This window comes from Niveispirillum sp. FG156 (assembly GCF_057809555.1).
Window position 1 is genome coordinate 38,474 of record NZ_JBMDKE010000021.1, and the last position, 25,298, is coordinate 63,771.

19 protein-coding genes are annotated in these 25,298 nt (G+C 64.1%); 11 read left to right on the forward strand and 8 right to left on the reverse strand.

Annotated elements, in window-relative coordinates; all coding sequences use genetic code 11:
• Positions 1 to 71 precede the first annotated feature (71 nt).
• Complete coding sequence (locus ACODSP_RS14745; RefSeq protein ID WP_488966323.1) at positions 72 to 1,076, forward strand: phosphoglycerate dehydrogenase; 1,005 nt, start codon at positions 72 to 74, stop codon at positions 1,074 to 1,076.
• 73 nt (positions 1,077 to 1,149) lie between these two features.
• Complete coding sequence (locus tag ACODSP_RS14750) at positions 1,150 to 1,911, forward strand: GntR family transcriptional regulator (RefSeq protein ID WP_488966324.1); 762 nt, start codon at positions 1,150 to 1,152, stop codon at positions 1,909 to 1,911.
• A gap of 98 nt (positions 1,912 to 2,009) precedes the next feature.
• On the opposite strand, the gene ACODSP_RS14755 is transcribed toward ACODSP_RS14750, so the two are convergent.
• From ACODSP_RS14755 to ACODSP_RS14770, 4 genes are all read right to left on the reverse strand, one after another.
• Positions 2,010 to 2,318, reverse strand: a complete 309-nt coding sequence (locus tag ACODSP_RS14755) for a DUF4387 domain-containing protein (protein ID WP_488966325.1) — start codon at positions 2,316 to 2,318, stop codon at positions 2,010 to 2,012.
• On the reverse strand, positions 2,318 to 3,703 hold the full coding sequence (locus tag ACODSP_RS14760) for an acyclic terpene utilization AtuA family protein (protein WP_488966326.1): 1,386 nt from the start codon (positions 3,701 to 3,703) through the stop codon (positions 2,318 to 2,320). Before ACODSP_RS14760 ends, ACODSP_RS14755 begins: the two co-directional genes overlap by 1 nt.
• 201 nt (positions 3,704 to 3,904) lie before the next feature.
• The gene (locus tag ACODSP_RS14765) at positions 3,905 to 4,942 is read right to left on the reverse strand and encodes an AbrB family transcriptional regulator (protein ID WP_488966327.1); all 1,038 of its coding nucleotides are present in this window, start codon (positions 4,940 to 4,942) and stop codon (positions 3,905 to 3,907) included.
• A 3-nt stretch (positions 4,943 to 4,945) separates the two neighbouring features.
• On the reverse strand, positions 4,946 to 6,286 hold the full coding sequence (locus ACODSP_RS14770) for a CitMHS family transporter (RefSeq protein WP_488966328.1): 1,341 nt from the start codon (positions 6,284 to 6,286) through the stop codon (positions 4,946 to 4,948).
• 247 nt (positions 6,287 to 6,533) lie between these two features.
• Here ACODSP_RS14770 and ACODSP_RS14775 point away from each other — a divergent pair, with 247 nt between their 5' ends.
• From ACODSP_RS14775 to ACODSP_RS14810, 8 genes are all read left to right on the forward strand, one after another.
• Positions 6,534 to 8,684, forward strand: coding sequence for a TonB-dependent receptor (locus ACODSP_RS14775; protein WP_488966329.1), 2,151 nt, complete (start codon positions 6,534 to 6,536; stop codon positions 8,682 to 8,684).
• A 1-nt stretch (position 8,685) separates the two neighbouring features.
• The gene (locus ACODSP_RS14780; protein WP_488966330.1) at positions 8,686 to 9,948 is read left to right on the forward strand and encodes a glycerate kinase type-2 family protein; all 1,263 of its coding nucleotides are present in this window, start codon (positions 8,686 to 8,688) and stop codon (positions 9,946 to 9,948) included.
• 11 nt (positions 9,949 to 9,959) lie between these two features.
• A complete protein-coding gene (locus ACODSP_RS14785) occupies positions 9,960 to 11,036 on the forward strand; it encodes a tartrate dehydrogenase (protein WP_488966331.1) in 1,077 nt (358 codons plus the stop codon).
• Positions 11,037 to 11,189: 153 nt separating this feature from the next.
• Positions 11,190 to 13,535 (forward strand): TonB-dependent receptor, encoded by a 2,346-nt coding sequence (locus ACODSP_RS14790; RefSeq protein ID WP_488966332.1) that lies wholly within the window; start codon positions 11,190 to 11,192, stop codon positions 13,533 to 13,535.
• Positions 13,536 to 13,607: 72 nt separating this feature from the next.
• The gene (gene mhpA / locus ACODSP_RS14795) at positions 13,608 to 15,170 is read left to right on the forward strand and encodes a bifunctional 3-(3-hydroxy-phenyl)propionate/3-hydroxycinnamic acid hydroxylase MhpA (protein WP_488966333.1); all 1,563 of its coding nucleotides are present in this window, start codon (positions 13,608 to 13,610) and stop codon (positions 15,168 to 15,170) included.
• Positions 15,158 to 15,601, forward strand: coding sequence for a GlcG/HbpS family heme-binding protein (locus ACODSP_RS14800; RefSeq protein ID WP_488966334.1), 444 nt, complete (start codon positions 15,158 to 15,160; stop codon positions 15,599 to 15,601). The genes mhpA and ACODSP_RS14800 overlap by 13 nt, the downstream gene beginning before the upstream one ends.
• Positions 15,602 to 15,613: 12 nt before the next feature.
• Positions 15,614 to 16,489 carry a VOC family protein gene (locus tag ACODSP_RS14805; RefSeq protein WP_488966335.1) on the forward strand — a complete coding sequence of 292 codons (876 nt, stop codon included), beginning with the start codon at positions 15,614 to 15,616 and terminating at the stop codon, positions 16,487 to 16,489.
• Positions 16,490 to 16,503: 14 nt separating this feature from the next.
• Entirely contained in the window at positions 16,504 to 17,346 is an 843-nt protein-coding gene (locus tag ACODSP_RS14810) for a fumarylacetoacetate hydrolase family protein (RefSeq protein ID WP_488966336.1), read from the forward strand.
• A gap of 57 nt (positions 17,347 to 17,403) precedes the next feature.
• Here the strand turns inward: ACODSP_RS14810 and ACODSP_RS14815 are convergent, their stop codons facing one another.
• On the reverse strand, positions 17,404 to 19,356 hold the full coding sequence (locus ACODSP_RS14815; protein ID WP_488966337.1) for a glycoside hydrolase family 3 protein: 1,953 nt from the start codon (positions 19,354 to 19,356) through the stop codon (positions 17,404 to 17,406).
• Positions 19,357 to 19,364: 8 nt separating this feature from the next.
• Entirely contained in the window at positions 19,365 to 20,711 is a 1,347-nt protein-coding gene (locus ACODSP_RS14820) for an MFS transporter (protein WP_488966338.1), read from the reverse strand.
• 106 nt (positions 20,712 to 20,817) lie between these two features.
• Here ACODSP_RS14820 and ACODSP_RS14825 point away from each other — a divergent pair, with 106 nt between their 5' ends.
• Positions 20,818 to 21,708: a LysR family transcriptional regulator gene (locus ACODSP_RS14825; RefSeq protein WP_488966339.1), complete on the forward strand. Its 891-nt coding sequence runs from the start codon at positions 20,818 to 20,820 to the stop codon at positions 21,706 to 21,708.
• Between the two features lie 214 nt (positions 21,709 to 21,922).
• Here the strand turns inward: ACODSP_RS14825 and ACODSP_RS14830 are convergent, their stop codons facing one another.
• Both ACODSP_RS14830 and ACODSP_RS14835 read right to left on the reverse strand, forming a co-directional pair.
• The gene (locus tag ACODSP_RS14830) at positions 21,923 to 23,290 is read right to left on the reverse strand and encodes a sigma-54-dependent transcriptional regulator (RefSeq protein ID WP_488966340.1); all 1,368 of its coding nucleotides are present in this window, start codon (positions 23,288 to 23,290) and stop codon (positions 21,923 to 21,925) included.
• Positions 23,287 to 25,095, reverse strand: a complete 1,809-nt coding sequence (locus tag ACODSP_RS14835) for a sensor histidine kinase (protein WP_488966341.1) — start codon at positions 25,093 to 25,095, stop codon at positions 23,287 to 23,289. The genes ACODSP_RS14830 and ACODSP_RS14835 overlap by 4 nt, the downstream gene beginning before the upstream one ends.
• Positions 25,096 to 25,298: the final 203 nt, after the last annotated feature.

Consider the following 25,298-nt stretch of genomic DNA (forward strand, 5'->3'; position numbering starts at 1 on the left):
TTTGGATGCAAATTTTCGTCTGATCGCTAGAATTCAGGCTCCGGCAGCCCTTCAGCGAGCAGCGAAATCCAATGCCATCCGCAGCCAACCGTAAAGTCGTCGTTACACAACGTTTCTTCGATGATCGTTCCGTCGCTTATCTGCGTGACCATGGCTGCGAGGTTGCATTGTCACCGCCGCCACCCGGTACGGGTGACGGCGATCTGGCGGTGGATACGCTCCGCCGCATGCTGGACGGCGCTGCCGGCTGGATCGTGGGGCATGCGCACGTCACCCGCCCATTGTTGGAGGCGTTGCCCGGTCTGCGGGTCATTGCCCGGCGCGGTGTCGGTTATGACCGCGTCGATGTTGCGGCGGCACGCGACCTTGGACGCGTTGTCACCATCGCGGCAGGTGGCAATGAAGGGGCGGTTGCCGATCACACGATCGGGCTGATGATTGCGGTGGGGCGCCGTTTCCGCGAAAGCCAGATGGCGATGCTGGCCGGCAACTGGTCCATCCTGAACGGCCATGACCTGTCTGGCAAGACCGTCGGCCTGATCGGACTGGGCCGGATCGGCAAAAGCGTGGTGCGCCGCCTGTCCGGTTTCGCGGCAACGGTACTGGTCCATACGCGCACACCCGATCCCGCCTACGCGGCAGAGGCGGGCGTCGACTATGTTGACCTGCCGGACCTTCTGCGGCGAAGCGACTATGTCAGCCTGCATGCACCGCTGACACCCGCCACCCGTTTCATGATCGACGCCCCCGCCCTGGCCGCCATGAAGAAAGGGGCGTTTTTGATCAATACGGCACGTGGCGGGCTGGTCGATGATGGCGCCTTGCTGGCGGCATTGCGGTCTGGCCATCTGGGTGGTGCCGGCCTGGATGTGTTTGTCAGCGAAGGCGATCCCGCTTACCGCCCCATCTCGGATGCGCTGCTGGACCTGCCCAATGTCGTGGCAACACCCCATGCGGGTGCGTCATCCCATGAAGGGTTAGCCTTGACCAACCTGATCGCGGCACGGTCGGTCGTGGCCGTCCTGGATGGAACGGAGCCGCCACCCGGTTGCATCGTCGCCGACGGGCGGCCATGATCGGGGTTGCGCGATAATCGTCCGGTTGCTTTAAGGATGACAGCCGGACGGGCGGTTTGAACAGGTGAAGATTATGGCGGACACGGACGTTACGGAACGGGAAGACGCGCTGGCCGAACCCCAGCAGACGGAACCCGCCACGCAATCCGTGCTTATGGAACTGCGTGAAATGATCGTCACCGGTCGGATTGCGCCGGACACGAAGCTACGCGCCGAGGCGCTGGCCACGCTTCTGGACGTATCACGCACCCCGATCCGCAGCGCCCTTGCCGTATTGTCCGCCGAGGGGCTGGTGAATTACAGCGTCAACCGCGGCTACACAGTCCGCACCGTCACCGTGCGGGATGTCTTCGACAGCATTGAGGTCCGCGCCTCGCTGGAAGGGATCGCGGCCCGTACCGCCGCCGACCTGGGGTGGGAGGCACAGACGCTGTCGCAGCTGACCGATCTGGTCAGCCAGGGCCGTGCCATCCTGTCCCGGGGCGAATGGTCGGAAACCATCGAACGGGAATGGTACCAGCTCAACTGGCTGTTCCATCGCGGCATCATGGTGGCGTCGCGCAACGAGGTTCTGCGCAACGCCACCCGCATGACGCTGATCTATCCGGTGCTGGGTGACGTTGCGCGTCTATGCCCAACCATCGCAGCCTGCGTGCCGCCCCGCCACCGGCAGATGCCTGCAACCCCGCCGGCCCATGTGTTGGAATCCCAGGATGAGCATGAAGCCCTGCTGGACGCGTTCCGGCGGGAGGACAGCGAGGCGGCCCAACGCCTGATGACCGAGCATGTGCTGGCCACCAAACACCGGCTGCACGCCATCGTCATGCCGCGCTGACCATCCCGCGACCGCACTTGCACGCCGCTACGGTATTATTCGGAGTCCGACCGATTACCGCCCCCCGGTGTCAGTCGGACTTCCGGCCCCGCAGCTCCCTATCCCAGTTCGACATCCAGCAGCCGCACAAACTGCTGACCGCAATGCATGTCACGTTCGACGACGCCGCCCTGCGGACTGGTGCGGGCGTGCGAGATTTTCACCATGTGCAGGCTGGGCACCGGGTAATGGCGCACCAGCGCCGGGTCGGCCCCGAACAGGCGCCGGAACAGGTCCGGCCCCAACGCCGGGTGATCGTGATAGGCCTGGAAATTCTCTCGCCCATCAAAGAACAGATCGAAGGTGACCCAGAAGGGCCCGGCATTCTTCGACCGCACATGCCGGCAGACATCCTTCACTGTGGGCATCACGCCTTCCCCCCTTCGCTCAGATCAATCCATTTTGTGCGGGCCAACGCCATCGGATCTTCCAGTTCAACCACATGGTTCAGCAGGAATTCATAGACCGAGCCCCGGTCGATATCGGCGGGCGTAAAGGCAAAGCCGTAGCTGGGCAGTTCCTCGTCCAGCGCGATGGGGAAATGGAAGAAGTACGGGTTGCAGGCCTTGGCGATCTGCGATGCCATTTCCTGGCTGTCGGCGGTTGCCACAAACAGCACCCCGATCTCCCGTGGGGCCGGCGTACCGGGTGGCGGGCGGTCGCCGGACACGGCGTTCCAGCCATACATGCGCAGCGAGATATGGAAATCCCCCGCCGCCGCCCCGATGGTCTTGTGAACCCGGTCATATAGGGCGGCCAGCATCCGGTCGTGGAAGACATCCACCTTGTCCAGCACCAGCGGGTCCTGAATGCCGATCAGCATAATGGTCTGGAACCTGCGGCTTCCCGCCCCTTCCAGCTTCACCGTATAGGGCTGTGGCCGCCAGATGGAGCCGGTAACATTCACACTGCGGTCGCTGACTTGCCGATAGACGGCATCGGTCACGTCCAGGATGCCGCCCGGCTCGGTCAGCAGGAACGGATTGCTGTTTTCATACAGCATATGGGCCGACACACTGTCGGGCGAGCAGCGGTTGGACAGGGCCAGCGGCTCCACCTCGAACCCGTCCTCGCCGATGCTGATCAGGACGCCCGCCCCTTCCAGGCGGTTGACGGCGCATTGCCCGCCGCATTCCGCAACCTTGGCGGCGTGCCAGGCGGGACCGGCGGGCGCCCCTTTCCACAAGGCATAGGAAGCGAGCACCGCCGTATCTGTGGTGCGCCCGCCCAGGATGATGTCGGCCCCCGCCGCCAGCGCCGCGATGTACGGCTCCGCCCCCATGACGGCGACGATATGGTCACAGGCATCAATGGTCGCATCCTCCAGCGCACCCAGCGGCGGCAGGGGCCGGACCTTGCCATCGACGTTGAAGGTCTTCAGCGTCGCCTTTTCCATCTCGCAATAGATCAAGGCGATGCGAGGCGTGATGCCCAGTTCGGCCGCTACCTCCACCACGATGTCGCGGGTCCAGTCGACATTCAGGTCACCGCCGGCCTGACCGCTTGACCCGACGATCAGCGGAATGCGTGCAGCGGCGGCTTCGCGCATCAGCAGGGTCAGGTCGCGCTTCACGGAACCCCGGTTGTTCTTCGACATGCCCAGCGCCAGATAGGCGGCGCCGCTGTCGGTGGAACCAGCGTCGGTGGCGATGGCATGTGCGCCCTGCGCGATGCCATAGCGGACCTCCGCTTCCGACGCGCCGGCGCCCAGTGACCCGGTCGGCACCAGGATTTTGATCGGACCGTCCAACATGATTGCTCAATCCAGATGATTGTGGAGGCCTGCAAAGAGGCCAATGAGGTGAAGATGATTTATTGGATTCAAATAGTCAAGTTTTTGCATCCAATTTTGAATGGCCAATGTGACCAGCGGTTCAGGGCGCTCTTGTCAGCATTAGCGAACCTTTGGAAGCCGCGCGGCTAGTATCGGCACCCGGCTCCGGCTCGGCCCTGGTCACCCCAGGCGGCGGGCAAGATGGGCCGCCAACGCCGGGCCGATCAGCAGCACCAGCAGGACACGCACCACCTGCGCCGACAGGATGAATGGCAAATCCACAGGCGTCGTGGTTGCGATGATCAGGATGGCGTCGATGCCGCCCGGGGTTGTCGCCAGATAGCCTGTCAGCCAATCCACATCGCAGATCACGCTGACCAGGACACCCAGCAGGGCACAGAGCCCGATCAGGCCGAATGTTGCCGCCAGGATGCGGGGCAGCGACCGGGCGCAGCCGGCCAATGTCTCGCGGGTGAAGGACAGGCCGATATTCCAGCCGATAACGGCATAGGCGGCGGCGGCCAGCAATGGCGGCACCGACGGCCTGGCCAGCCCCGCCGCCATCAATGCCGCCCCCACCAGACCGGGGAACAGAAACGCGGCGGAGGGAAACCGCAGCCATCGGGCAATCAGACCACCCGCCAGTGCCAGTCCCAGCGTCTCCAGCAGCCCCGGCGGGTCCAGGGCGGGAAACCATCCAGCGGGGTGGAACGGGGTCGCATATCCCGTCATCAGGTGCGACAGCGCGATAGCGGAGCCGGTGACAGTCAGGATGCGCAGATACTGCATCACCGCCACCATGCGGCCATCACCGCCCTGTTCCTGGGCCATGGCCACCATGCCCGCCGCCCCGCCGGGGGCAAGGCCCCAGATGGCCGTGGTTCCCTTGAACCACCCGCCCCTCGCCAGCACCCAGCCCAGACCGGCACTAATCAGCAAGGTGATCACAGCCATGGTCACGAACGCCGGGAGATGCCGCAGCAGGTCAGGCCCCGCAGCCTTTCCCATCGCCACGGCCACCAGACAGCCGACAATGGTATAACTGGCCAGAAGCATCAGCTTGGGTGGCTTCATTGCCCCGCCGGTCAGGGCGAAACCGATCCCCGCCAGCATTGGGCCCAGCAGCAGGGCCGCCGGAACGGCCACCGCCTTCAGCCCTGCCACCAGGATGGCGGTCATGGCCGCCAGCAGCAGCCACCGCCCCATGTTGCGGCCCATGGTTCAGCCGGCCCGCAACGGAATGGCGCCCGTTGCGATGGCCGCCACCAGCACCACCAGCGAGATCAGCACCGCCCATTTCAGAGCGAAGCGCTGTGCATCCGCCACATCCACCCCCAACAGCCCGCAGGCCAGATAGATGGGGGCCAGCAGCGGGCTGAGCGTATGAACCGGCTGACCGATCAGGGAGGCGCGGGCGATGGCTTCCGCATCAATGCCGTAAGCGGCGGCCGTGGTGGCGATGACGGGCACCACCCCGAAATAGTAGGCGTCGTTCGACATGACAAAGGTCAGCGGCATGCTGGCCAGGGCCGTGATGGGCGCCAGATAGGACCCGATGGAGGGTGGGATCACGGTCAAGGCGGCATTCGCCATGGCATCGGCCATGCCCGTGCCGTTCAGGATGCCGGTGAACGACCCAGCGGCAAAGATCAGCACGACCACATTGACGACATTGTCGGCATGGGCGGTAATCCGCGCCTTCTGATCGCGCAGACGGGGATAGTTAAGCGTGATGGCAACGGCGAAGGCGCCCATCATCATGACCGGCAGCGGCGCCAGACCCAGGATCATGCCCAGCACCAACCCCACCGTCAGGGCCAGATTGGCCCAGAACAGCCGGGGCCGGCGAATTGCCGGATCGATATCCAGCCCCGGTAGAGAGGTGACGGCCGTCCCGCTTCCCGCACCGACGCCAAGACGCAGTCGCTCTGCGCGGCCCAGCCACCAGGCCAGCACGAAAACCGCGGCCAGCCCGATCAGCATCGCGGGGATCAGGGGACCGAACACCTGCCCAAGGTCGGCGCCGATCGCAGCAGCGGCACGGGCCGACGGGCCACCCCAAGGTACATAGTTCATCAGCGAATTGCACAGACCCAGCAGCAGGGCCAGGATCAGCGGGTTCATCCCCACCCGTTTATAGACAGGCAGGAACGCCGTGATGATGATCAGCGCCGTGGTGGTACCATCGCCATCCAGCGACACCAGGGTCGCCAATGCAGCCGTGCCCAGGGCGATGCGGACAGGATCGTCACCAACCATGGCCAAGACCCGCCGCACCAGCGGATCAAACAGGCCGGCATCCATCATCACCGCGAAATAGAGCACGGCGAAAGTCAGCATCAGGGCTGTCGGTGCGACCTGCAACACGCCTTGCAGGATCATGTCGCCCAAGGCGGAACCTGCGCCGGACGCCAACCCGAACAGGATGGGAATGGCCAGCAGTGCGGCGATGGCCGACATCCGCTTGGTCATGATCAGCACCATGAAGGTGGTAACCATCGCCGTTCCCAGCAGGGCCGGCGAAAGCAATTGTTCGAACAAGGCACTGTCTCCCACGGCCATGGCCGACGCCGCCCCACCCGATCCTAGGTGACCCTAGGGCCAGGCGCCACGGCACCTTCTTGTTGGATAAAAGGACTATGTATCGCTTCGCTCACCCTGTGGTCATGGCTTCATTTTGTCAATCTAAACATCCATAGTTTAAATTTTTGCATCCAATATGTTGACCTGTCGCATCCACCCTGCGTAAGCTGTACCCATACCCGGCGAATGACGACCGGGGAGGAAGCCCCCAGGGAGGAATGAAGGAATGCGTGCGATCAATCGCCGGCTCTTGGCCTATGGAACGACCGCCATGCTTGTGCTGCCATCGGGCGCGGCGCTGGCGCAAGGCACGGCGCCGGTTGAGGCTCTGGAGGAGATCATCGTCACGGCCCAGCGGCGCAGCGAGCGTCTTCAGGATGTCCCCGTGACGGTCACCGCGTTCAGCGCGGAGGAGATCGAACAGGCTCGCCTGCGTCAGATCGACGATATCGCCAGCCGCACACCGGGGCTCAATTTCGATGCCTTCCCCGCATCACAGCCACGCATCACCATCCGTGGCATCGGGTCCAGCGACCGTGGCGCCGCCGGCGACCCCAGCTCCGCCGTATTCCTGGATGAGGTATATCTGGGCCGCCCCGCGGCGGTCGCGTTCGATACGTTCGATGTTGCGCGCGTCGAGGTGCTGAAGGGCCCGCAGGGCACGCTCTATGGCCGCAACGTGGTAGGCGGCGCCATCAATGTCGTCAGCAACCGCCCCGAACTGGACCGTACCGATGCCGGTCTGGAAGCGACGGTCGGCAATTACCAGCGGCTGGAAGGGGCCGCCTTCGCCAACATTCCCCTGGCGGACGGCAAATGGGCCGCCCGCGCCAGCGGGGCCTGGCGCACCCATGACGGTTATGTGAAGAACAGCTTCACCGGTGGCCGGGTGGAGGATCAGGACACAAGAAGCGGTCGGCTGCACGTCTATGGCGAGCCGGCGGATACCGTGCGGGCGCTGCTGACCCTAGACGGCACCCGCGACCGTGCGGACGGGCCGGCACAACATGTACTGGATCGCGATGCATCCGATCCGCGCGCGGCCTTGTGGACCGTCGATCGCAACCGCAAGGTCACCGCCGGCTCCGACGAAGGCTACCAGAACCGCGATACCTGGGGGGTGCGCGGGCAATTGGATTGGGACCTGTCCTTCGCCACCTTCACCTATCTGGGTTCCTATCGTGATCTGGACTATCACGTCGCCTATGATTTCGACGGCGGCCACGCCCCCGCCAACCGCATCAACATCAGCGGCGGCAATGACGAGAAAAGCGACTTCTCAAGCCATGAATTGCGGCTGAACTCACTGCCCGACAGTCCGATCCAGTGGGTGGCGGGCCTCTATAATTTCAACAACAAGACCGACCGCATCGATACGCTGGTGATCGATACCGGTCGTCCGGGCACGGAAATCTATGATCAGTCGGCAAAGCTGAACAGCTACGCCGCGTTCGGCGACGCGACCATCCCGTTGGACGACCGTTTCTCCCTGATCGCGGGTCTGCGTTATTCCCAGGACGAGAAGGATTACCGTGTCGCCAATACTGCCGGCACAGCGGTTCTGCGCGGTTCACAGCGTTTCGATGTCTCGGTTTCCGACAAATATGACGCCTGGACCTGGCGGGCCGGCGGCCAGTACAAGCTGGACCGCGACCATCAGTTTTACGGCATGGTGTCGCGCGGGTTCAAAAGCGGCGGCTTCCAGGATACGCCGGGCTCCGCCGCCGACGCGCGCGACGGGTTCGAACCGGAATATGCGACGCAGTATGAGTTGGGTCAGAAAAGCGGCTTCCTTAACGGGCGGCTGATCTGGAACAACACCCTCTATTTGATGAAATACACCGACCTGCAGACCCGCCGCACCCTGCCCAACCTGTCCATCGTGACGGAGAATGCGGGCAAGGCGACGATCAAAGGGTATGAAACGTCACTGAACTGGCGGGTTTTCGCCGGGGCGCGTCTGGCGGCCAGCTATGGCTATACAGATGCCACCTTCGACGTCTTCGAACCCGAACCGGGCGAGGACTATGCCGGCAACCGGCTGTCGCGCACACCGAAGCACAAGTTCGCCGTCACCCCATCTTATGAGGCCACCCTGCCCGATGGCGGCAGCCTGCTGTTCGCCGCCGACTATCGGTATGAAAGCATGATCTTCGACGACAATGCCAATGAAGGGCCGGAACGCCGCCCGGCCACGCATTTCGTCGACGGGCGCATCGTCTTCACCGATGCGTCCGGCAAATGGTCGGTGTCGCTGTGGGGCAAAAACCTGACCAATGAGGTGACACGCACTTTCCAGGCGGTGTTCCTGGGCGCTAATTTCGGCGCTTACAACCCGCCCCGCACCATTGGTGCGACAGTGACCTGGAGAATGTGATTTGACGCGTCCGGCCCCACAGGATTTGCTGCGCCTGTTGATGGAGGCGGCGGTCAACGCCGCCTCTCCCGCCACCTGCGTGCCGCCGCATCTGCCGCCGCCCCCGAAAGGACGCACGGTGGTGATCGGCGCCGGCAAGGCCGCCGCTGCCATGGCGGCGGCTATGGAACAGCGCTGGCAGGGGCCGATTTCGGGGCTGGTCATCACGCGCTATGGCCACGGCGTCGCGTGCAGCCGGATCGAGGTGGTGGAAGCCGCCCATCCGGTACCCGACGAAGCCGGCATCCAGGCCACGGCCAGAATGCTGGACCTGTTGAAGGGACTGACCGCGGACGACCTTGTCCTGTGCCTGATATCGGGGGGCGGGTCGGCCCTGCTGGCGTCGCCGGCACCGGGACTGACGCTGTCCGACAAGCAGTCGGTGGCCCGCGCCCTGCTGAAAAGCGGGGCGACCATCACGGAGATGAATTGCGTACGCAAGCACCTGTCGGCGGTGAAAGGCGGGCGTCTGGCACGCATGGCCGCGCCGGCCCCGGTTCACACGCTGATGATCTCCGACGTGCCGGGCGATGATCCGGCCACCATCGCATCCGGCCCGACCCTGCCCGATCCCAGCACCCGGACAGAGGCGCTGGCCATCCTGTCGCGATATGGGATCGACGCACCTGCCGCCGTCACAGGCTGGCTTTCCAACCCGCAAAGCGAGACGCCGAAATCGCTGGATGACCTGCCCCCCGGTCGCGCCATCCTTGTGGCAAGGCCCGCCGATGCTATTGCGGCGGCGGCGGATCTCGCCCGGCGCATGGGCGTGGCCCCGATCTTCCTGGGCAGCGCGATTGAGGGCGAGGCCCGCGATGTCGCCGTGCAGCATGCCGATTTCGCGAAGGCGGTTCTGGCCGGTGATATCCCCACCCTACGCCCCTGCGTTCTTCTGTCGGGTGGCGAAACAAGCGTGACCGTGCGGGGACAGGGCCGGGGTGGACGCAATGCCGAATTCCTGCTGGCGCTTGCCATCGCACTGAACGGGCTGCCGAACGTACATGCGCTGGCGGCTGATACCGACGGTATTGACGGGTCGGAGGATAATGCCGGCGCTTGGATCGGCCCCGACATCCTGGCACGCGCCGCGAATGCAGGCGTTTCCGCCCCTGAACGGCTGGCCGACAATGACGGCTACAGCTTCTTCCAGGCCCTGGGGACCTTGCTGTTCACGGGGCCGACACGAACCAACGTGAATGATTTCAGGGCCATCCTGATCGAATGAGGATTGATTGAATGAGCAAGGAACGCCCCTACCGCATCGCCGTTATCCCTGGCGACGGCATCGGCAAGGAAGTGGTGCCCGAAGGATTGCGGGTTCTGGAAGCCGTGTCGGCGCGTTTCGGCATCCGTTTCCAGTTTGATCATTTCGACTTTGCGAGCTGCGATTACTATCTCCAGCACGGCAAGATGATGCCCGAGAACTGGAAGTCGCTGATCGGCGGGCATGACGCGATCTTTTTCGGTGCCGTGGGCTGGTCCGCATCTGTGCCGGACCATGTTTCGCTTTGGGGTTCGCTGATCCAGTTCCGCCGCGAATTTGACCAGTATGTGAACCTGCGCCCCGTCCGCCTGATGCCGGGCGTGGAAAGCCCGCTGGCAGGCCGAAAGCCGGGTGACATCGATTTCTATGTCGTGCGCGAGAATACGGAAGGGGAATATTCCTCCATCGGCGGGCGCATCTTCCCCGGCACCGACCGCGAAGTCGTGATGCAAGAAACGGTGATGACCCGGATCGGCACCGACCGTATTCTGAAATACGCCTTCGATCTGGCCCGGCGGCGGGACAAAAAGCACCTGACCTCGGCCACCAAATCCAACGGCATCGCCATCACCATGCCCTATTGGGATGAACGGGTGGAGGCGATGGCCGCGCATTATCCCGATGTGCGCTGGGACAAGTACCATATCGACATCCTGGCCGCCCATTTCGTGCAGCATCCGGATTGGTTCGACGTGGTCGTGGCCTCCAACCTGTTCGGCGACATCCTGTCCGACCTGGGGCCCGCCTGCACCGGGACCATTGGCATCGCGCCTGCTGGCAACATCAATCCCGATGGCCGCTTCCCGTCATTGTTCGAGCCTGTGCACGGTTCCGCCCCCGACATTGCCGGTCAATGGATCGCCAACCCGGTGGGCCAGATCTGGTCCGCCGCCCTGATGCTGGACCATTTGGGTGAATATGCGGCGGGGGCCGCCATCGTGACTGCCATTGAGACGGTTCTGGCCCAAAAACATCTGCGCACCCGCGATCTTGGCGGGACAGCAGATACCGTGACCTGTGGCAAGGCCATTGCCGATGCCCTGCGCTGACCAGCCGCCCCATCTCCTGCCATAAGTAAAATTGGGTACCTGCGCATTTATCATCATTGGACAATGATGCTGCCGACGGGCACTTCCTTCCCAAAACCATTGCCGGTCCGGCCCAACGCCGCCCGGTCAAGTTAATGTGAAGGGAGGAAGAGAATGACTTTCCAGCCGAACTGGCGCCACGGCCTGATGGCCACCACCATGCTGGCCGCCGCAATGATGCCGGCGCAGGCACAGCAGGCCGATGATAGCCTGGTGCTTGAAGAAATCGTGGTGACGGCGCAGAAGCGGGCGGAGCGCCTGCAGGATGTGCCGCTGGCCGTCAGCGCGCTTTCCGCCGACGCCCTGGCCAATTCCCAGGTCAGCAGCACGGCCGGTGTTGCCGCCCTGGTGCCGTCGCTGACCTATACCCAGTCCACCAGCGACCTGAACAATAATGTCCGCATCCGTGGCGTCGGCACGGCCCTGTTCAATGCCGGTCTGGAATCCGCCGTGTCCTTCGTGGTGGATGGCGTCGTCATGTCGCGCCAGGGCCAGGGTTTCCAGGACCTGATCGATGTGGAGCGAGTGGAAGTGCTGCGCGGCCCGCAGGGCACGCTGTTCGGAAAGAACGCCACCGCCGGCGTGATCAACATCGTGACCAAGCGCCCGTCGCGTGATTTTGAGGGTGTTGCGGAAATCGGCATTGCCGAACAGGGCGAATACCGCGCCCGTGCCTCCGTCTCCGGCCCGATCAGCGAGACGGTGGGCGCCCGGCTGACCGGCTATTACACCGATAATCGCGGCTATGTTTACGATTATGGCCGTGGTGAGCATGTCTATGGCGGCCGCGATGTCGGCGTGCGCGGCAAGGTCGAGTGGCAGGCCACGGAAAACCTGAACTTCCTGTTCACCGCCGATATCCGCGACAGCGAAAGCGACTGCTGCCAGCCGATCCCCTACCTGACGACCAATAGCGTTCTGGCCGCCATCCGGGGGCCGGTCGTCGCCTCATCCGAAAACCGCACCGTCAGCAGCGGCGATACCCGGACCTTCGCCAATTCCGATCAGGCCGGCGGGTCGGTGGAGGCCAATCTGGACCTGGGCGACCATGTCCTGACCTCTGTCACCGCCGTCCGCAACTGGAAGATCGAGAATAATGTCGATGTGGACGGGTTCAATTCCGCCACACCGCTCTATCTGCCGTTCGGCAACGGCTATTTCGGCGTCAATGGTGGTACCGCCGACATCAGCCAGTTCACACAGGAACTGCGTCTGGCTTCTGCCGCAAACCAGCCCCTGACCTACACGTTCGGCCTGTTCTACTTCAACCTGGACCTGGACCGCGCGTTTACCCGCCGCGTGGGCGGCTGCGTGACGCCGGGCACCGCCTTCGGGCAGCCCTGCGCCACCTCCTTCTTCTCCTCCTCCAATCACGCGGCGAATACCAAGACGGACAATTACGCCGCCTTCGGTCAGGTGGAATATGAACTGACCGACGCACTGTCGGCCTTTGCCGGTTTCCGTCTGCAACGGGAAAAGGTGTCCTATAGCGGTACCCGTTTCGGTACCGCACCTTATGCCGGTGACCGGTTGCTGTTTGCCGCCTCCACCGGATCGGGCAGCGTTTCCGACACCGACCTGTCGGGCAAGGCCGGCCTGAAATATGAGATCGACCGCGATGCCCAGACCTATTTCACCTGGTCACGCGGCTATAAGGGTCAGGGCTACGACGTTGAATTGACGGCGAATTTCGCCAGCCAGACGCCTGTGCGCCCGGAAACGGTGAATTCCTATGAGCTGGGCTGGAAGCAGCAGGCCCTGAATGGCCGCCTGATCCTGAACAGCGCCCTGTTCTATGCCAAGTATCAGGACCTGCAGGTTCAGTCGACCATCGCGCCCAACGTGTCGGTTCCGACCAATGCCGGCTCCTCCGTATCGAAGGGTGCGGAGATCGAGTTCCAGGCCCGTGCCACGTCAGCCCTCAGCATCAATGGCGGCGTCACCTATCTGGATGCCAAGTTTGATGCCGACCGCATCGCCTGCGCGCTGCCGGCCCAGGCAGCCGCCCTCACCCTGGCAACGGGGGCGGCGGAACCGGCCAATAGCTGCTTCCGTCTGGGCAATGGTACCGTCCAGAATGTGCGTGGTGGCGACCTGCCCAACGCCCCGCGTTGGCGCGGCAATGTCAATGTCCGGTACGAAGATGAAATCGCCACCGACTGGAACGGTTTCGCCCAGGTCGGGTTCAACACGCAGAGCGGCACCACCTTCTCCCTGGAACAGGATGCCGGCCTGACCCAGGGCGGGTACAGCACCGTCGACCTGTCGGTGGGGGTGCTGTCGCAGGATGACCGTTATCAGTTGACCCTTTATGTCCGCAACCTGACCGACAAGCATTTCGCGACGGGCATGCAGCGCGACAACATCCTGACCAACGCCGCCAACCCCGGCAACATCCTGTATTTCACGTCCAAGGAAGCGGCCCGGTACATGGGCGGCACCCTGCGCGTGAAGTTCTGATCCCAACCGGCCGGCGGCGCCCGACAGGGATCGCCGCCGGCCCCGTTCTTCACGAAAACCCCTTAGGCCGCCATGATCCATGACGTCGCCATCGTCGGCTGCGGTCCCGTCGGCGCCACCGCCGCCCATCTGTTGGGCAAGGCCGGGCTGTCGGTTCTGGTGCTGGAACGCGAACCGGACCCGCACCCCCTGCCCCGTGCCGTGCATATCGACCACGAAATGATGCGTATCTTTCAGGGCATCGGCCTGATCGACCGGCTGCTGCCCCTGATGCGCGAAACCGACGGACACCTGCATATCGGTGCCGATGGCGGGGTGATCCGCTATCTCGGTTCCGCCGGACAGGCCCGGCCCTTCGGCTGGGCCAACGATTACTTCTTTTATCAACCAGAACTGGAGGCCGTGCTTCGCGGCGGCCTGTCCACCTACCCGGCAGTTGACCTGCGCCTGGGCGCGGAGCTGGTGGGGCTGGACCAGGGCGACGATCATGTGACCCTGCATCTGGCTGACGGTGACCGGGCCAGCGCCCGTTATGTCATTGCCTGCGACGGCGCGCGCAGCTTGGTGCGCAAGGCGCTGGATATCCGCCTGGACGATCTGCGGTTCGAAGAACCCTGGCTGGTCGTGGACGCGGAACTGGATGGGCCGGTGCGGTTTCCCGATTTCACCGGCCTGCCACCGGCGGCCAACCTGCAGAAACTGTCGGTGATGCTGTGCGATCCGCGCCGTCCCACGACCATCGTGCCGGGACGCGGAAATCATCGCCGCTGGGAATTCATGCTGCTGCCCGGCGAGGATGACCGGGAGATGATGCAGCCGGAAAAGGTGGCCGAACTGCTGGCCCCCTGGGTCGAGGGGGTTCCGCACCGGCTGGTCCGCGCGGCCACCTACCGGTTCCATGGTCTGGTGGCGCTGGAATGGCAGCGGGGCCGGGTGTTCCTGGCCGGTGATGCCGCCCACCAGACGCCGCCCTTCTTTGGCCAGGGCATGTGCCATGGTTTGCGTGACGTCGCCAATCTGGCCTGGAAACTGGAACTGGTCCTGTCGGGCCGGGCGGATGCCACCCTGCTGTCCACCTATCAGACCGAACGTGATCCGCATGTGCGGGCGGTGATCGGCGCCGCTGTTGCCGCCGGTCGATATATCTGTGAACTGGACCCGGCAAAGGCGGCGGCCCGTGATGCCGAGATGCGCCAGCGTGCGGCCACACCAGGGGCCACCGCCGCCGATCTGATCCCACCCTATCGCGCCGGTGTCGTCGGGAACGGTGGCGGCCCCCGTTTCATACAGCCGCGCATCGCCGACGCCGCCGGCGAAACCCGGCTGCTGGATGACGTGACGGGCGGTGGTTTCGTGCTGTTGCGCGGACCTGGGGCGGGCCAGACCGTCCTGCCACAACTATTCACGGATTTTGGCGTGAAGGTCTGCCGCATCGGGCAGGATATGCAGGATGATGGCGGCATGCTGGCCGCGTGGTTCGACCGGCACGGGCTCAATCCTGCCGCCTCGGTGCTGCTGCGCCCCGATGCCTATGTATTCGGCCTTGCCGCGAATGATGCCGCCCTGGGCGATCTTGCAGCCCAACTGGCCACCACCCTGCACCTGACGAAGGAGAGGATCGTATGTCCAGCCTGACCCTGGCCACTGCGGCCACTATGGTGGATGAGGCGCTGGCCGAGGCTCGTCGCCGTCAGTATGCCCCGCTCTGCGTCGCCGTGCTGGATGCCGGCGCGCATCTGGTGGCGCTGAAGCGGGAGGATGGGGCCAGCCTGATGCGGCCACAGATCGCCATCGCCAAGGCCACAGGCGCGCTGGGCATGGGCTATGGCAGCCGGGAGTTGGCCCGCCGCGCCAATGCCTCTCCCACCTTCTACAACGCCCTGTTCGCGATCAGCGGCGGGGCCATGGCGCCGTCGCCGGGCGGCGTGCTGATCCGCGATGCGTCGGGTACCGTCATTGGGGCCGTAGGCATCAGCGGCGACACGGGCGACGCGGACGAGGCCTGTGCCCTGGCCGGCATCGCCGCCACGGGACTGACCGCCGATCCCGGCCTTCCCACCACCTGAAGGAGGCGGACCATGCGCCTGCGCAGCATCGAACTGAACCTGCCGGGGGCCGCACAGGCCGCCGATTTCCTGACCGGTATTTGGGGACTGGCCCCCGCTGAAACCGGGGCGGACGGTACACGCTATCTGCGCGGGTCCGGACCCTTCCCCTATCTGGTGGCCTTGACGGAAGCGGATGGCCCCTCCATCCGCTGCACCAGCTTTGTGGCCGATGAGGCGGTGATTGCCGGCATCGCCGCTCGCGCACGCGCTGCCGGCTGGCCCGTGCAGGACACGGTCTCTGCCGATCCCGGCGGTGGGACCGGCATCCTTGTGCAGTTGCCGGAAGGGGAGGTTTTCCGCTTTCTGCATGGCGCCGACGACGTGGCGCCCATCGAAGGCCGAGACCTGCCCGTGAAGCTGACCCATGTGGTCATGAATTCCACCGACGCGGAGGCGACAGCGACCGCAGCGGAGCAGGTACTGGGCTTCCGCGTGTCGGATCGGACCAAGGGTATGGTCTTTGTCCGCTGCAATAATTCTCACCATTCGGTGGCCTTCGCGCGGGCGGGCCACAACTCGCTGAACCATATCGCGTTTGAGATGCAGGATCTGGACGCCGTGATGCGCGGCATCGGTCGCCTGCGCGACAGCGGCATGGTGCCTGCCTGGGGACCGGGCCGGCATGGGCCGGGCGACAATGCCTTTGCCTATTTCGTGGCGCCCTTCGGTGCCGTGGTGGAGTTTTCCACCGCCGTGGAGATTGTGCCCGACGATTACCGCGTCGGCGCGCCCGACGATTGGACATGGCCGCAGAACCGTATCGACCAATGGGGCATGTCCGACAAGGATGTGGCGGCCTTGGCCGTCGCTGAACGCAATTTCCGTTACCACCCCCTTTGCCTTTAAGGACCTGTAAACCCATGAAACTGATAAGCTTCCGCCATGGCACCGTTGAGAGTTACGGTCTGGTCGAGGATGGGCAGGTGCATGACCTGGGTGCCGTCGCCGGTACCCAGGCTCCCGACCTGAAAACGGCCCTGGCCAAGGGCCTGCTGACCGATCTGGCGGCACGGACGGCCCCCACCCTGCCGCTGTCATCGGTGACCCTGCTGCCGGTCCTGCCCAATCCGGGTAAGATCTTCTGCGTGGGCCATAATTATGAAAAACATCGGCAGGAGACGGGCCGGGCCAAGGTGGGACATCCATCCATCTTCACCCGCTTTGCCGACACCCTGACCGCCCATGGCGCCCCCATCATCCGGCCACGCGTGTCCACCAACCTGGATTTCGAGGGCGAACTGGCCATCATCATCGGCAAGGGCGGGCGCTATATCCCCGAAGATGAGGCGACGGCCCATATTGCCGGCTTCACCTGCGCCAATGATGCCTCTGTGCGCGATTGGCAATGGCATACGCAGCAATTCACGCCGGGGAAGAACTTCCCGTCCACCGGTGCGCTGGGCCCCTGGCTGGTCACGCCGGACGAGATTTCGGACCTGCCCGCCGTGACCGTGACCACGCGCCTGAATGGACAGGTGGTGCAGCAGGCGCCGCTGGCCGACCTGATCTTCCCGCTGCCGGTGATCGTGGCCTACCTGTCCAGCTTCTCCCCCCTGTCGCCGGGCGATGTGATCCTGACCGGCACGCCGGGTGGGGTGGGTGCCAAGCGTGAACCCCCGCTATGGATGAAGCCGGGCGACGTGGTGGAGGTGGATATCTCCGGCGTCGGGCTTCTGCGGAACGAGATCGTTGACGAAGCGTAAGAAATAAGGGGGGCGGAATTTCCGCCCCCCTTATTTTCTGATCCGTTTTCGTAATGATCAGCCATCCCGGCCAAAGCCGGACGCGTACAGCGGCTTGTCACTATCCGCAGATACGTCCGGCAACTGCTTTTCCACCGCCTGCATGGACGAGGGCAGTTCAAACGGCAACCGTCCCTGGAACCGGGCCTTCCCGGTCAGCAGGTCCAGCAGTGCAGCATCGGATGCGCCGAAATCGCCGATCAGGACCGTTGCCTTGTCCTTGATGGGACCAAGGATGGCGGGCCTGTCCAGATAGGTGCTGACGATCACCGGCAGGCCCGCCGCCGCCGCACGCTCCACGGCCAGACGGTCGGGATTATCCGGCGCGAAGGCCAGCGATCCTTCATGATGGCGGGAACCGAAGAAAAAGGCGGGACGCGTGGTGAAGGGCGTCGCAATGCGCAGCAGGGCGACATCGGCCTGTTCGGGGCTGTCCACCACCGTGAAGCCGCGCGCAGCAACGCTGGCCGCATCCATCTTCCACAGCCAGACACGCGGTTTAGCCTTGGAGTCCAGGGGCAGTGTGCCGGATGCCGCCTCCAGCAGGACCAGCGACCGGCGCTGTGCCTCCATGGCCTTCTCCCGGTCTACCGGGGCACCGACGAGGGCTTCCGCCGCGTCGGCATCGACATAGGGGTTTTCGAACAGGCCCAGTTGGAACATCACCACCAGCATGCGGCGCACCGACAGGTCGATGCGGTCGGTCGTGATGCGTCCGCTTTCCACCAGCCGGACCAGGATATCCGGGTCCATGACCCCGCCGAACTGGTCCACCCCGGCATCCAGTGCCTTGGCGAAGCGTTCAGGCTTGCTCAATTCTTCCACGCCCCAGGGCATGCCGACCTCGTCATGCTTCAAGGTGCCTTGCAGGCAGGGCGTCAGGCAATCGTCGGTGATCTTCCAGTCGGTCAGCACGAACCCGTCGAAACGGTAGGTATCGCGCAGCAACTCGGTCAGCATCTGCCGGTTAAACCCGGCGGCCACAGGTTCGGCGGGGCGGCCATTGATGGTGACATCGGCGGGCAGCTTGCCATAGGTGGGCATGACGCCGGTCGCATGGGCGCGGAAGGCTCCCTTGAACGGGGCCACATGCCGGTCGAACCAGCCACCGGGAAAGGCGATATCGCGGCCATAGGGGTTATGGGCGTCATAGCCTTCGGGCTGCGCGCCATAGCCGGCCCAATGTTTCACGACCGTGGCCACACCGCCCGGCGTCAGCCCATCCGCCGCCCCCTGAAACCCTTCCACATAGGCCTGAACAAAACGTTCAACCTTCGCCGGATCATCGCCGAAAGTGCCGTTGGTGCGCGGCCAGCGCGGCTCGCTGGCCAGATCGGCCATGGGCGACAGGGCCATGCTGATGCCCATGGCGCGATATTCCTGTGCTGCGATACGCCCGAATTCACGCACCAGATCGGGATCGCCCGTGGCGGCCATGCCCGGCGGTTCCGGCCATTGCGTGGAGTTGCCGGCACTGACCGTCAGCCCGAACGTGGCCTGAAAATGGTTGCGCGGATCGGAACTGATGACCAGGGGGACACCCAACGGGCTTTCCTCCGCCAGTTTCTGTGCGGCATTGGCCATGCTGGCCATACCCCGTGGGGCGACGGATACCCGATTGATGTAGAAGCGGATATGCTGGTCCCGGATCTGCGGCGCGATGGCCGCCATGTCCCAGGGATTGCGCAAGCCCCCATCCAGGCCCGGCGGATTACCGTGCATCAGCAATCCCGCCTTCTCCGCCAGACCCATGCGGCCCGTCAGATCGGCGGCACGGGCGCCGGGCGTCTGCCGCCAATCCTCGTAAAGGTCCAGGCGGCCATTGCGGTTCAGGTCCTTGAAGGACAGGCCGTCGACCCGGATCACCGGCGTGGTGCGGTAACCCAGTGCGGGTTGGGCCGGGGCGCCGGCATGGGCGGCGGCGGCCACCGCCAGGATGGCGGCGACGGACAGGCTCAGATGCTTTTTCATGAAAACCCTCAAACGCCCCTGGGCACGGCGGTCAGCGCCGGTTGCAGGGAATGGCGGCGGGAAAGGAAGATCAGAGCGGCACAAAGCTGTGCCAGGGCCAGCATGGACAAAGTGATCCACAACGCCCCCGATTGCTGCTGCGCCACCCCGATAAACAGGGGACCCATGACACCGCCAATACGGTTCACGCCGACCGCAACGCCCACGGCGGTGCTGCGCAAGCCGGTTTCATAGCTCATGGCGATGAAATTGTTCATCACGGCCTGCGCACCGAAGACACAGGCACCGACCAGCGCCACCACGATCCAGGCGGCGTTGGTGCCGATGGCAGGGATCAGCAGCAGCAGGGTGACCATGCCACCGATGAAACCGGCGGCCATGGCATTGATCTGCCCATGCCGGTCGGCCAGCCAGCCCGACAGCCCGCCGCCCACGATCTGCATCGCCATCAGCAGCGAGCCATAGGCAAAGGCGGCCTGCACCGGCGCCCCCTGTTCCAGGATGATGCTGGGCAGCCAGCCCGTCAGGCCATGGATGCAAAACAGGCTGAGCGCGCCGCCCACCCAAATGGTCAGCGTCACGCCACGATACCGGGGTCCCAGCAGATCGGCCACCCGCGCCTTGCCCGACGCATTTTCCCCCGACAGGAATATCGTGGCTTGGGCATAAGCATCGGCCCGTTCGGGCCGGGCGCGCGACAGGATGGCGGCGACATCGGCATGCCGCCCGCGCGCCACCAGGAACCGCACGGATTCCGGCAGCAGCCGATAGCCGATCAGGGCCATTGGCAGGGCCAATGCCCCAATAGCGTAAAGCCCATGCCAGCCCCAGGTCGGCGCAATGACGATGCCGGCCAGACCGGCGGCAATCCCGCCCAGGGAGAAGGGCAGAACAAACGCCAGCGTGGCATAGCGGTTTGCACAACGCGCCGGCGCCCATTCATTGATATAGACAAAGGCCAGGGGCGAGATCATGCCCAGACAGACGCCCAATACAGCGCGCAAGCCGCAGAAAATCACAAAAGTCGGCGCCCACAGCCAAAGCGCCAGACTGGCCAGCCCCAACCCAGTGACGGCGGCCAGCAGCACGCGACGCCGGCCCCAGCGATCCGCCAACGGTCCCTGCAACAGCGCACCAGACGCAAGCCCGGCCAGCCCGATGGACAGCATCAGCCCGATCTGAAACGGGCTGAGCGCCCATTGCGCCTTCACATAGGGCGCGACATAGGCGGCATTGAACAGGTCGTACCCATCGATGAACAGGATGGCGCCCATCAGCAGCGCGAACCGGATATGGAAGGGCCCAAGGCGCATATCGCCCAGTTCCTGGGCCACGTTGATCGCACGATCAGACATACTTTCCCTCCCGATGCCGGACTTCGCCAGCTTCACCGTTCAGCGTTGACATCGTTCAGTACCCCCTGTCAAATAATGATAAAGGGCATTGTCATAGGTTTGGGTTATGGCTGTCGAAGCAAGTCAGATCGCCAATCTGCTGGCCATCGCGAAATACGGCTCTTTCACCCGCGCGGCGGAGGAGAAGGGTATCTCGCAGCCGGCACTGTCAAACAGCATCGCGCTGCTGGAACAGCGGCTGGGGGTTCGCGTGCTGGAACGCACGCGTCGGGGGTCCACTCTGACGCCCTATGGCGAAATCCTGGTGCGCCGGGCGGAGGGCGTTCTATCGCTGCTCACCGACGCGGAGACAGAGGTGAAACGCCGCGCTGATGGGATCGATGGACCCCTGCGCATCGGTGCGACACCCAGCGTGCTGTCAACGCTGCTTCCCAGGGCGCTTCGATTGCTGCTGGCAGATGCAGGCCCGGTCGATATCGAGATCGTGGACGGCCTTGATGATACGCTGGTGCCGATGCTGCGCTCGGGCGCCATTGATATCATCATCGGGCCGGTGGCGGAGATGTTCGGCAGTCCCCCGGACATTCTTGAACATGTCCTGATGCGTGACCCGTTTGCCATCGCCGTGGGACCAGGCAGCGCATTCTTCGACCGGGACAAAGTGTCACTGGCCGAACTGGCCGATGCCAAATGGGTGCTGCCCCGTCCCGGCAGCACCTATCGCCGTCATGTGGAAGCGCTGTTCATGACGGCGGGGATCGCATGGCCGCAGAACTGTATCCTGGCCAATTCCCTGCCCGTCCTGGAAAGTCTGGTGCGGTTTTCCGGTTGCGTCACCGTGGTGTCGCAGGTGCAGATAACCGAGCAGAAGAGCGACTTCAAGGTCGTCACCCTTGAAGGGGCTGGGTTCCGCTGCATCGGTTACAAGCTAAGAAAGAACATGAAGCCAAGTCCCCTGCTGAATCGGTTGCGGACGATCATGGAGTCCGCTGTTTGACGCCGCCTGCGCAACTGAGCTGCACCGGATTTGCGCTGACCGGGAACCAGCTCTGTCCCCCTGGTCCCCCAATCACCACATTCATCGGCAACCCGACCTCAGCGACGGGGGCAGCATTATTAAGATTCTGCACGAAGAATATTCTTTAATAGGCTGATTTTATTCTAATTATGCGGACAGAATGCGGATAAAGAGCGGGTAAGGCCGCGCCAATTTACTCGGCCCCCCGTGTAATGCGGATGCCCAGCTTCTTGACCCGGTGCCAGAGGCTGCGTTCGGTAATCCCCAGGCGTTCCGCCGCCCGCGCCTGGATACCACCGCAGTCACGCAGCGCCTGGGTCACGATCTCCCGTTCAATGCGCTCCAATTCCTCGTCCAGGTTGCCGGTGAAGGCCTGTTCGGGGGCCAGCTTGGGGCGTCCCTCGAACAGATAGGGCGGCAGGTCGCCGACATCCACGGTCGTTGCTTGCGCCACGATGACGGCGCGTTCGATACAGTTCTGCAATTCACGGATATTGCCGGGCCAGCGATAGGCCGACATGGCCGCCAGCGCCGCCCGGGAAAATCCCGTCAGCCGCTTACCCATGGAGGCTGCGTAACGGGCAAGGAAATGGGCCGACAGCGCCTCGATATCCGCCTCGCGCTCACGCAGGGCCGGCACTGTGATGGGGAAGACGTTGAGCCGGTAATAAAGATCCTCGCGGAAATTGCCCTTCGCCGCTTCCTGGCGCAGGTCGCGGTGGGTGGCCGCGATGAAGCGCACATCCACGGTCACAGTCCGCGTGCCGCCCACCAGTTCAAAGCTCTGCTCCTGGATGGCGCGCAGTACCTTGGCTTGCAGGGCCAGCGGCATGTCCCCGATCTCATCCAGGAACAGGGTGCCCCCATGGGCCAGCGCAAACCGCCCCTCGCGCGTGGCGATGGCCCCGGTAAAGGCGCCCTTCACATGGCCGAACAGCTCGCTTTCCATGAGATTCTCAGGAATCGCGGCGCAATTGACGGCAATGAAGGGCTTATCCCGGCGGCGGCTATTGTCGTGAATGGCACGGGCGATCAACTCCTTACCGGTCCCGCTTTCGCCATGCAGCAGCACCGTCGCGCGGCTGTCGCAGACATCGGTGATGTGCTTCAGCACCCGCTGGAACGGCTCGCTGGTCCCGACCAGACGGCCAAAATCGAACTTTTCGCGCAGTTCCTGACGCAGGCGGCGATTATCCTCCTCCGTCTCGCGCAGCTTCAACGCCCGACCGATGGTGGCGACCACATCCTCGATCTCGAACGGCTTGGCGATATAGTCGAAGGCCCCTTCCCGGATCAGGGCGACGGCATCGCGCACGGACGCATAGGCCGTCATGATCACCACCGGCATCTCCGGCCGTGCCGCCTGCAGGCGGGCCAGCAGGTCGCGCCCGCCCAGTCCCGGCATGCGCAGGTCGGTCAGCACAAGCCGTACAGGGTTCATGTTCAAAAAGCTCAGTGCCGCCGCGACATTATCCACGGCATGGGCATCCAGACCGCGGGCTTGCAGCGCCGCCGCCGTCACTTCGCCCAACCGCACCTCATCATCAACGATCAGGATCACGAGATCTCTCCAGGGCTGGCAGGGGCAAAGGGCAGGCACAGGGCGAACAGACTGCCCACACCCTCCAGGCTTTCACACGATATGGTTCCGCCATGCTGTTCCAGGATGTGGCGCACGCGGGCCAGACCCAGGCCTGTGCCCCGCGGCTTGGTGGTGACAAACGGTTCGAACAAGCGGTCGCGCACCGATGGATCAATACCGGACCCGGTATCGGCGATGGAAACGACCACCATCCCTCCCGACTGCTCCACCCGGCAGGTCAGCAGACCGCCGCCCGGCATGGCATCCATGGCATTCAGGATGATGTTGAGAAAGACCTGATGCAGCCGACCCCCATCAGCCTGGATGATGAAGGAGCCGGATGGCGCCTGCATGGCGACGCGAATGCCGCGCTGCTCCAGATCATGGGCGGCAAAGGCGAGCACACCCGCCAGCTCCGCACCGACATCCACGGGCTGGCGGTCCAGCGTACGGGGACGCGCGTAATCCAGCAGCTCATGCAGCAGATGGTCGATGCGCCCCACCTCATCCAGCACGAAATCCACCATCTTCTCACCTTCCGGGGAGAGAGCGGATTTCATGCGCAGGACCTGGGTGGAGGTCTTGATGATGCCCAGCGGATTGCGGATTTCATGCGCCATTACTGCCGCCGCCTCACCCAGCGTCGCCAGTTGCTCGCGCTGCCGCATCTCCGTTTCACGTGCGCGCATCGCCTCCAGACGCGTCGCCATCTCGTTGAAGCCGACAGCCAGCTCCGTCAGCTCACCACCGCCCATCTCTGCGATGCGCGTCTTGAAATCGCCCTCACGCACACGCTGCAACCCCCGGCTCAGCCCTGTCAGCGGGCGGGAGATCAATTTGGAAAGTGACAAGGCGACCGCCAGCGAGAACAGGCCGGCCACAGCCGACAGCATCAAGAACAGTTCCAGCCTGCGTACATGCGACAACAGAGACAGGTTATTGGTCAGCCGGCAGGTCACGATACCCACCAGATGGCCATCAAGATCGCGGAGCGCAGCGAAACCCGCCGCGAGATTCCCAGGCCCCGCCGTATGCGCGATCAGGCTGGGCATCCCGCCGGCCAGCGCCTCCACCACGCCCGGCGGCAGACTGACAGTTGTACCGTCCAGCGAGGCCGCCTTGCCCTCCGTCACGGCATAGGCCTCCACCACCAGGCCCGGCATGCTGTCGGCCATGTTGACCATGATCCCGTCCCAGCGGTTGGCGACGAAGGCGTACAAGCTTCTGCCCTTGCTTTCGAACCGTTTGGCAGCCCCCATCAGCAGCAGGGAGCCGCCCTTCCCGTCATCAGCCACGAAGAAGGTGCTGCGCTCCTGTCGCGGCAACCAGCCCCCATCGCCGATGGGACCGTTGGCGAACAGCACATGGCCATCGGCATCATAGATGGCCACGGCCTGATAACCGACGGACGTCAACAGGTGCGCTGAAAGGTCGATCTGGCCACGGTCCAGGTTGTCGGTGCTTTCGCGAAGGGAGGAGGCGACAATGCTTACCGCCTGACGGGCCTCCACCTCATCCTCGACGGACCGTTCCGCGAACAGCATCGCCGCCTCCTGCAGCCACCGTTCCATGTTGGACGCAAAGGCACCGGAGATGATGTCGGCGGCGATGTAGCTTGCCGTCAGCACGGGCAAGACGCTGACCGACAGGAATGCGATGACCAGCCGCCAGCGCAGCCGCATGCCGGACAATATCGGTGGGACAGGGCCGCTCCACCGTTTCATCACGATCAGACCTCCTGTCCGGGGCGGGTCCGACTGTTCGTGACCCAGTGATTGCATCATGCGAATGATCCCGACTGTGACAGGGGCCGGCCTGGGGCGTGAAACAATTTATTCACCGACCAGAGATGGAGTTCGACAAAGGCAAACGGTATGCCAGCGGGACAGGCACAGACGAAGACGTGAGAACCGGCCCGAAAAACCCGATCCGCATCGACGCAGCGGTCTGAAGACCGTCACGTCGAGCTACAAAATTTGTAGCTGCC

Coding starts and splice junctions, on each gene's coding strand:
- ACODSP_RS14745 (WP_488966323.1), top strand. CDS start 72: ATGCCATCCGCAGCCAACCGTAAAGTCGTCGTTACACAACGTTTCTTC.
- ACODSP_RS14750 (WP_488966324.1), top strand. CDS start 1,150: ATGGCGGACACGGACGTTACGGAACGGGAAGACGCGCTGGCCGAACCC.
- ACODSP_RS14755 (WP_488966325.1), bottom strand. CDS start 2,318: ATGCCCACAGTGAAGGATGTCTGCCGGCATGTGCGGTCGAAGAATGCC.
- ACODSP_RS14760 (WP_488966326.1), bottom strand. CDS start 3,703: ATGTTGGACGGTCCGATCAAAATCCTGGTGCCGACCGGGTCACTGGGC.
- ACODSP_RS14765 (WP_488966327.1), bottom strand. CDS start 4,942: ATGGGCCGCAACATGGGGCGGTGGCTGCTGCTGGCGGCCATGACCGCC.
- ACODSP_RS14770 (WP_488966328.1), bottom strand. CDS start 6,286: ATGGCCGTGGGAGACAGTGCCTTGTTCGAACAATTGCTTTCGCCGGCC.
- ACODSP_RS14775 (WP_488966329.1), top strand. CDS start 6,534: ATGCGTGCGATCAATCGCCGGCTCTTGGCCTATGGAACGACCGCCATG.
- ACODSP_RS14785 (WP_488966331.1), top strand. CDS start 9,960: ATGAGCAAGGAACGCCCCTACCGCATCGCCGTTATCCCTGGCGACGGC.
- ACODSP_RS14790 (WP_488966332.1), top strand. CDS start 11,190: ATGACTTTCCAGCCGAACTGGCGCCACGGCCTGATGGCCACCACCATG.
- mhpA (WP_488966333.1), top strand. CDS start 13,608: ATGATCCATGACGTCGCCATCGTCGGCTGCGGTCCCGTCGGCGCCACC.
- ACODSP_RS14800 (WP_488966334.1), top strand. CDS start 15,158: ATGTCCAGCCTGACCCTGGCCACTGCGGCCACTATGGTGGATGAGGCG.
- ACODSP_RS14805 (WP_488966335.1), top strand. CDS start 15,614: ATGCGCCTGCGCAGCATCGAACTGAACCTGCCGGGGGCCGCACAGGCC.
- ACODSP_RS14810 (WP_488966336.1), top strand. CDS start 16,504: ATGAAACTGATAAGCTTCCGCCATGGCACCGTTGAGAGTTACGGTCTG.
- ACODSP_RS14815 (WP_488966337.1), bottom strand. CDS start 19,356: ATGAAAAAGCATCTGAGCCTGTCCGTCGCCGCCATCCTGGCGGTGGCC.
- ACODSP_RS14820 (WP_488966338.1), bottom strand. CDS start 20,711: ATGTCTGATCGTGCGATCAACGTGGCCCAGGAACTGGGCGATATGCGC.
- ACODSP_RS14825 (WP_488966339.1), top strand. CDS start 20,818: ATGGCTGTCGAAGCAAGTCAGATCGCCAATCTGCTGGCCATCGCGAAA.
- ACODSP_RS14835 (WP_488966341.1), bottom strand. CDS start 25,095: ATGATGCAATCACTGGGTCACGAACAGTCGGACCCGCCCCGGACAGGA.